Origin of the sequence: Proteus sp. G4380 (genome assembly GCF_963885725.1) — a bacterium.
GTDB classification, from domain to species: Bacteria; Pseudomonadota; Gammaproteobacteria; order Enterobacterales; family Enterobacteriaceae; genus Proteus; species Proteus mirabilis.
Window position 1 is genome coordinate 23,778 of sequence record NZ_CAWPAV010000102.1, and the last position, 6,452, is coordinate 30,229.

At 40.3% G+C, this 6,452-nt stretch carries 6 protein-coding genes; 5 read left to right on the plus strand and 1 reads right to left on the minus strand.

Annotated features, from left to right (window positions below; all coding sequences use genetic code 11):
* Positions 1-360 precede the first annotated feature (360 nt).
* The 5 genes from AACU98_RS09295 to AACU98_RS09315 all read left to right on the plus strand — a co-directional run bounded on the left by AACU98_RS09295 (position 361) and on the right by AACU98_RS09315 (position 5,197).
* A complete protein-coding gene (locus AACU98_RS09295) occupies positions 361-1,944 on the plus strand; it encodes an ABC transporter substrate-binding protein (protein WP_012368417.1) in 1,584 nt (527 codons plus the stop codon).
* Positions 1,929-2,912, plus strand: a complete 984-nt coding sequence (locus AACU98_RS09300; RefSeq protein WP_004245681.1) for an ABC transporter permease — start codon at positions 1,929-1,931, stop codon at positions 2,910-2,912. The genes AACU98_RS09295 and AACU98_RS09300 overlap by 16 nt, the downstream gene beginning before the upstream one ends.
* Positions 2,909-3,721 (plus strand): ABC transporter permease, encoded by an 813-nt coding sequence (locus AACU98_RS09305; RefSeq protein WP_004245680.1) that lies wholly within the window; start codon positions 2,909-2,911, stop codon positions 3,719-3,721. Before AACU98_RS09300 ends, AACU98_RS09305 begins: the two co-directional genes overlap by 4 nt.
* Entirely contained in the window at positions 3,715-4,518 is an 804-nt protein-coding gene (locus AACU98_RS09310) for an ATP-binding cassette domain-containing protein (protein ID WP_004245678.1), read from the plus strand. The genes AACU98_RS09305 and AACU98_RS09310 overlap by 7 nt, the downstream gene beginning before the upstream one ends.
* A 67-nt stretch (positions 4,519-4,585) precedes the next feature.
* The gene (locus AACU98_RS09315) at positions 4,586-5,197 is read left to right on the plus strand and encodes an ATP-binding cassette domain-containing protein (protein ID WP_004245677.1); all 612 of its coding nucleotides are present in this window, start codon (positions 4,586-4,588) and stop codon (positions 5,195-5,197) included.
* 101 nt (positions 5,198-5,298) lie between these two features.
* Here the strand turns inward: AACU98_RS09315 and AACU98_RS09320 are convergent.
* A partial coding sequence (locus AACU98_RS09320; RefSeq protein WP_237612249.1) for an autotransporter outer membrane beta-barrel domain-containing protein occupies positions 5,299-6,452 on the minus strand: 1,154 nt, incomplete at its 5' end.

Genomic DNA, 6,452 nt, shown 5'->3' on the forward strand with positions numbered 1-6,452 from the left:
TTAATATACTTATCGTAAAATTAGGTTATTTCGTAAAAATAGCAATTTATTTTGTTATATGCTCATGATTAAGAATGAGCATAACCTATATAACTGATTTATTAGAAAAAAACTGTGCTCTATTTAAAATTTTGTCATATTGAACGCTATTGCTTGATGAAAGTTTATGTAAAATCAATAAAATGTTGGATATTATTCGAGTAATTCAAGAAAAGCTTTTATGATGCCAAGCAATTAATCCTTTTGTCTGCATCAATGTGCAGAACATCATAATAACAACAGTTAACTTATTTCTTTTCTGTCTCTTTCAAACAGATTGAGACTGATGATAAGTCGTATCTAAAAAATCGGAGAATATTTATGTCTATTCGGTTTAGTTGGCGAAAATCGTTTATTGCTTTATCCTGCTTAGCCGCACTTAGCGTTCCTGTTACTACTTCAGCACAAACCTTAAAACTAGCCATTGGTGAAGAGCCGACAGAAGGTTTTGATCCCATGTTAGGGTGGAGCCATGGTAGCTACTTACTGCTACACAGCCCATTATTAAAGCAAAATGCGGATCTGAGTTGGTATAGCAATATGCTCAGTGATTATCAGCCTAGTGCAGAGGGCACAACATGGAAGCTGACGTTAAAACCAGATTTGAAATTTTCTGATGGTTCCCCTTTAACCGCAAAAGATGTTGCCTTTACCTATAACAATGCTGCGGCAAGTGGCGGTAAAGTGGATATGGGAAACTTTCTTTCTGCAACGGCAGATGATGATTTACATGTCACTATTGCTTTAAAAGCGCCTCAAAGTACTTTTGTTAATGTATTAGGCTCGCTAGGCATTGTTTCAGCTGATAAATATGATGAAAAAACCTATGCACAAAAGCCGATTGGTGCCGGTCCTTATCGTATGGTCAGTTTTCAACCGGGTCAGCAACTCATCGTTGAGGCAAACCCTTATTATGCGGGTAAGAAAAATGATTTCGAAAAGCTTATCTTTGTTTTTCTTGATGAAGATGCCGCTTTTGCTGCCGCTCAAAGTGGACAACTAGGGGTTGTTCGTATTCCTCCTGCCACCGCAGCCATTGCTAAAAATTTACCTAATGTAAAATTGTGGGAAAGAGCCAGTGTTGAAAATCGTGGTATTGTCTTTCCTATGGTGAAATCAGGTGAGAAAAATGCACAAGGGTATGATATCGGTAATGATATCACTGCAGATATCGCCATCCGTAAAGCGATTAACTATGCCCTTAACCGCCAATTACTGGCAGAGCAAGTATTAGATGGATATGCAGTTCCTGCTTATACCGGCGTAAAAGGATTACCTTGGGATCAAACCGAGGCCGCATTTAAAGATGGTGATATTGAAAAAGCCAAACAAATTCTTGATGATGCGGGTTGGAAACTCAATAAAAATGGCATTCGAGAAAAAGACGGTCTAGAAGCGAAATTAACACTCTGGTACACCAGTGGTGATGCAACTCGTCGCGATTTAGCTGAATCAATTCGTGCGTTAGTGCAACCTCTTGGCATTCAAATGGATCTTAAGTCAGGAAGCTGGGATACCGTAGAGCGTTATATGCACTCAAACCCGACTTTGTTTGGTTGGGGAAGTCTTGATCCGATGGAGCTCTATCATCACTATAGTATGAATGCCGCAGGTGTGGGTTACTATAATCCTGGGTATTATAAAAATCCTGCCGTTGAAAAACATTTACAAGCAGCATTAGATGCACCGACATGGCAACAAGCGGTACCACATTGGCAAGCGGTAGAGTGGGATGGTAAAAATGGCGTCGGTATCAAAGGTGATGCTGCTTGGGCTTGGTTAATGAATATTCAGCATACTTACTTAACCGATCCTTGTGTTGATTTAGGCACTGGCGCTCCGGAAATTCACGGTTCATGGTCATTATTAAATAGCGTAGATACTTGGAAGTGGACTTGTCAGTAATACGTCAAACAGTAGGATTTTTCCTGCGATTATTATGCCTGCTGCTGGTAACAACAGCAGGTGTTTTTATTTTATTAAGTTTTTCGCCGATTGATCCGATCAAGGCCTATATCGGTAGTGATTTGCTAAACGTTCCGCCTGAGCAGTATCCGCTGATAGCGGCTCGCTGGGGGATGGATCAGCCACTATGGATGCGTTTTTGGCTCTGGTTTAGCCAGATAATCCAAGGTGATTTTGGTTATTCCATGCTCTATAACATGCCGGTTATTGATGTTATTCGCCAACGGGCAGGGCCTTCGTTTATCCTGCTTTTTTCTGCGTGGCTATTTTCAGGTGTAATAGGGGTGTTAATGGGGTTAGTGGCAGGACGATATCTTAATCGTTGGCCTGATAGGATCATCTCAACCCTCTCTTATTTGCTGGCCTCATTACCGACTTTTTGGGTTGGATTGCTGTTGTTATCGCTGTTTTCGGTAACGTTACACTGGGCACCCATTTGCTGTGCATGGCCGATGGGCAGTAGTGCTGAAGCAGCCACATTGGGCCAACGTTTTTCGCATCTTATTTTACCTATGATAGCGTTAGGATTATTAGGTACAGGTAATATCGCACTGCATACTCGCGCAAAAGTTGCTGAAGTGATGGGCAGTGAATTTATTCATTTTGCTAAAGCCCAAGGTGATAAAGGTTGGGCTATGATGCTTTTTCATGTTCTACGTCATGCCATTACTCCCGCACTTTGCTTACAGTTTGCATCAATTGGTGAATTGTTAGGTGGTTCATTATTGGCGGAGAAGGTTTTTGCTTATCCGGGATTAGGGCAAGCGACAGTAGATGCCGGATTGCGTGGGGATATCCCCCTATTAATGGGGATTGTTGTATTTAGCACAATTCTCATTTTCTTTGGAAACAGTATCTCTAACTACTTGTTACGACGAATTAATAAAGGAATTTTGCGCGACTTATGATTTACGATCCCAATAAGCCTTTATTTAGACTGCTATTTGTCTCAATCGTATTAGTGGGGCTGGTTATTTATGGCTTATCTGTTTCTCATACTGATATTGTGATGGATTTTTTAGCTAGAAACCAAGCGCCATCTACTCAGTACTGGTTTGGCACGGATAATTTAGGCCGTTCACTGTGGTTACGCTGTTTTCAAGGTATGTTAAGTAGCTTAAATATCGGTGTCACTAGTGCCGTTGTCAGTGGTGCTATTGCTTTGATATTTGCTGGGATCTCCTCCATTAATCGCCATTGTGATTTATTGGTCAGAGGGGTGGTTGATGCCTTGTTAGCATTACCTCATTTACTGTTGTTGATCTTGATCTGTTTTACTTTAGGTGGGGGACAGCAAGGTGTTATCTGGGCTGTTGCATTAACCCATTGGCCCAAATTAGCCCTAATTTTACGTGGTGAAATTCAACGTATTCGTGAAGCAGATTATGTGATGCTATCTCGCCGTATTGGCAATACACCTTTTGAGTGTGTGAAAAAACACTATATCCCAATGTTATTACCGCAATGGATTGTAGGAACGTTGCTTATGTTTCCACATGCGGTATTGCATAGTGCTGCGTTGAGCTTTTTAGGTTTTGGGCAAGCAGCGCATGAGCCTTCTCTTGGATTGCTATTAGCGGATGCCTTACGTTATTTAAGTACCGGTGCTTGGTGGATGGTGTTTTTTCCCGGATTAATTTTAATGTGCTTGGTATTGATATTTGATCAATTTGCTAAAGCCATGCAGCAACTATGGTTAAGAGGGGCAGGATGTTAAGTTTTGAACAGCTTTCCATTGATATTGCGCAGTTTCGTTGGTTAGGAAAGCGCACTTGGCAGCCTTTATTAAAATCTATTTCTCTTGATATTAAACCTGGCAAAATGCTGGCTTTAGTGGGGGGCAGCGGTGAAGGTAAAAGTTTACTCCTGCAAAGTGCATTGGGACTACTACCTGCTAATATGCGAACCCGAGGCACAATTAAACTTAATGGGCATCCGTTAACCGAGCGAGAGCTTATTGCTTATCGTGGTAATACTTTTTGCTATATTCCTCAAGGTGTAACAGCGCTTAATCCGTTAATTAGCATTGGTGAACAACTGGGCCGTTCAGCGCGGTTAAGTGGTGCTGATATCACCTATGAAGATATTAAACACCAATTTGGTTTATATCACCTCTCTAGCTCGTTAGTGAAAACTTACCCCGCAAAATTATCGGGGGGAATGGCTAAACGAGTACTCGCCTGCAATGCAACATTATCTAATGCACAATATATACTGGCTGATGAGATAACATCATGGCTTGATGATGAACACGCTTGTTTATTGCTAGAGCATTTAAAAGAGTTATGTCATCAAGGTAAATCAGTCCTATGGGTCACCCATGATTTAGCTTTGGCTGCTCGTTATGCCGATACCATTGCTGTGTTGAGGCAAGGGGAGCTAAATGAGATAGTCGCTGCTAAAGCGCTTTATCATCATGGTGGGAGTGAGTGGCTAAAAACATTGTGGAATGCACTGCCTGAACAGCAGTTTTTAGATCTACAAGAGGGGGCTTGCAACCCATACCCATATTGAGCAGTGATAGATTATCTTCTTTATATACCTTTTTCTCTTAGAGAACCCTATTTTTGAGGTTATTTTTATGCCACTTTTAGCGCTACAACAACTCTCTGTGCAACAAGCCGGTAAGATGTTATGGCATGATCTCTCTTTTTCATTAGAGGCGGGAGAGCGCTTAGGCATTTCTGCGCCAAGTGGTAGAGGAAAAACAACGTTAGGTCGTGTATTAGCACAATGGCAAATGCCGACTAGTGGGCAAATTCTTTTTAATCAGCAACCTCTGCCTAAGAAAGGTTATTGTCCCATTCAATTGGTTCCGCAACATCCTGATAAATGTTTTAATCCATTTAGAACAACCGGAGAGAGTGTACGTGATGCATGGGTGCCTGATAGCCTGTGGCTTGAAAAATTGATGATAGAGCCAGAGTGGTTAACCCGTAGGCCTAATGAGTTATCAGGAGGAGAATTGGCACGTATTGCATTACTACGAGCACTTGATCCTCGAACACAATTATTAATTGCAGATGAAGTGACTGCACAATTAGATGCACAGATCCAAGCCAAAATTTGGCAAGTATTAATCGATGAAAGTCAAAAACGTCCTTTAAGTTTAATTATCTTTAGTCACAATAAAGCCTTACTAGAAAAAGTATCTACCAGAATATGGTGGGTAGATAAGGAAAAAATATGTTGATAGTAAAAAGGATACTAGAGCGATTTTAATAAAAAAAAGCTTCCTGTATTTTGAAATATAGGAAGCAAACTATTACTACTAATTATAATAATAATAAGGAATTAAAAACGATATGTATAACCAATACCCATATGAATATCTTGATTACGATAAGGGGTCATTTGCCAATTTGTTGTCGTATTAACAGATGACTGTTTATCTAGTTGGTAAGTTAGCCCTACACTAGCAAATGGACGCTGTGCTAACTGTTTTTTGTTGTCGTTATAGTTAATTTTTTGCTGACCTAGATAATCAATATGACTTTGGAAGTCACCTTGGTGATGTGATAAATGCCATAATAAACCCGCTTTGCTGTCCAGTTTGAGTTTGGCATTGACTGTATACTCTATTCCTAATCCTATTTTTGCAAGCAATGAATGTGCATTAAGTTCTTGATAATGGACTGCAAGTTTAGTCCCTTGTGTTTCGCTATAAGCAGAGCGTGATGTTTGATTAAAAGTAAGTCCTGCAAAAGGCGTTACAGTGATAAGGTTATTGAGTGTGTAAGGATAATATCCTTGTAAATCAATATAATAACCGGAGATTCTTGCTTGGCCTTTACCCGCTTCGATATTATCTAATATTGGTCTTTTAATCGTGACTTTGCGGTTTACATATGCCCCTTTTAATGAAAGATGTAATGCATTGCCATTCGAGGTTGGGTTTAGTGACGGGATTAAATCAACGCTAAAACCAATTAACGGTAAAGGGTATCCTCGATATTCATAGCCTGTGGGTAAAGAAGAGTAGCTATCGCTATCAATAGCAAGACCAACCACTAATGGTGTCTGATTGATATCAAAACGATAAGCTCCACTAATGCCCGTTTGTATAGCGTTGGCTTTATCAATATTTTGATAGTGTGTGAAGCCACTAAGACATGCTTTTTCAGTACCGACAGAACAGTTGGCGGAAGCTAAATAACGCAATTGACCCTGTTGCATATCGATAAGTTTATAGCTATTTTCAGCCATTAATTGCATGGATTTATAACTGTTTTCTATATCGATTGGTTTGCTGATAGCTGTCGATGATTTTGTTGTTTTTTTCTCTTTTACCTTTGCTTTAGCCTGTTGTACTTGTTCATCTTCTACAGGGGGAAGTTCTTTATCAGCTTGCAGTCTGGCTAGGCGCTCTTGCTCCGCTTTTTCTTGCTTCGCTTTTTCCTGCTCAGCTTGCAGTCTGGCTAGGCGCTCTTGCTCCGCTTTTTCTTGCT

What these genes read in the sequence shown, in the direction of transcription:
- AACU98_RS09295 (WP_012368417.1), top strand. Translation starts at nt 361, where the DNA reads ATGTCTATTCGGTTTAGTTGGCGAAAATCGTTTATTGCTTTATCCTGC.
- AACU98_RS09305 (WP_004245680.1), top strand. Translation starts at nt 2,909, where the DNA reads ATGATTTACGATCCCAATAAGCCTTTATTTAGACTGCTATTTGTCTCA.
- AACU98_RS09310 (WP_004245678.1), top strand. Translation starts at nt 3,715, where the DNA reads ATGTTAAGTTTTGAACAGCTTTCCATTGATATTGCGCAGTTTCGTTGG.
- AACU98_RS09315 (WP_004245677.1), top strand. Translation starts at nt 4,586, where the DNA reads ATGCCACTTTTAGCGCTACAACAACTCTCTGTGCAACAAGCCGGTAAG.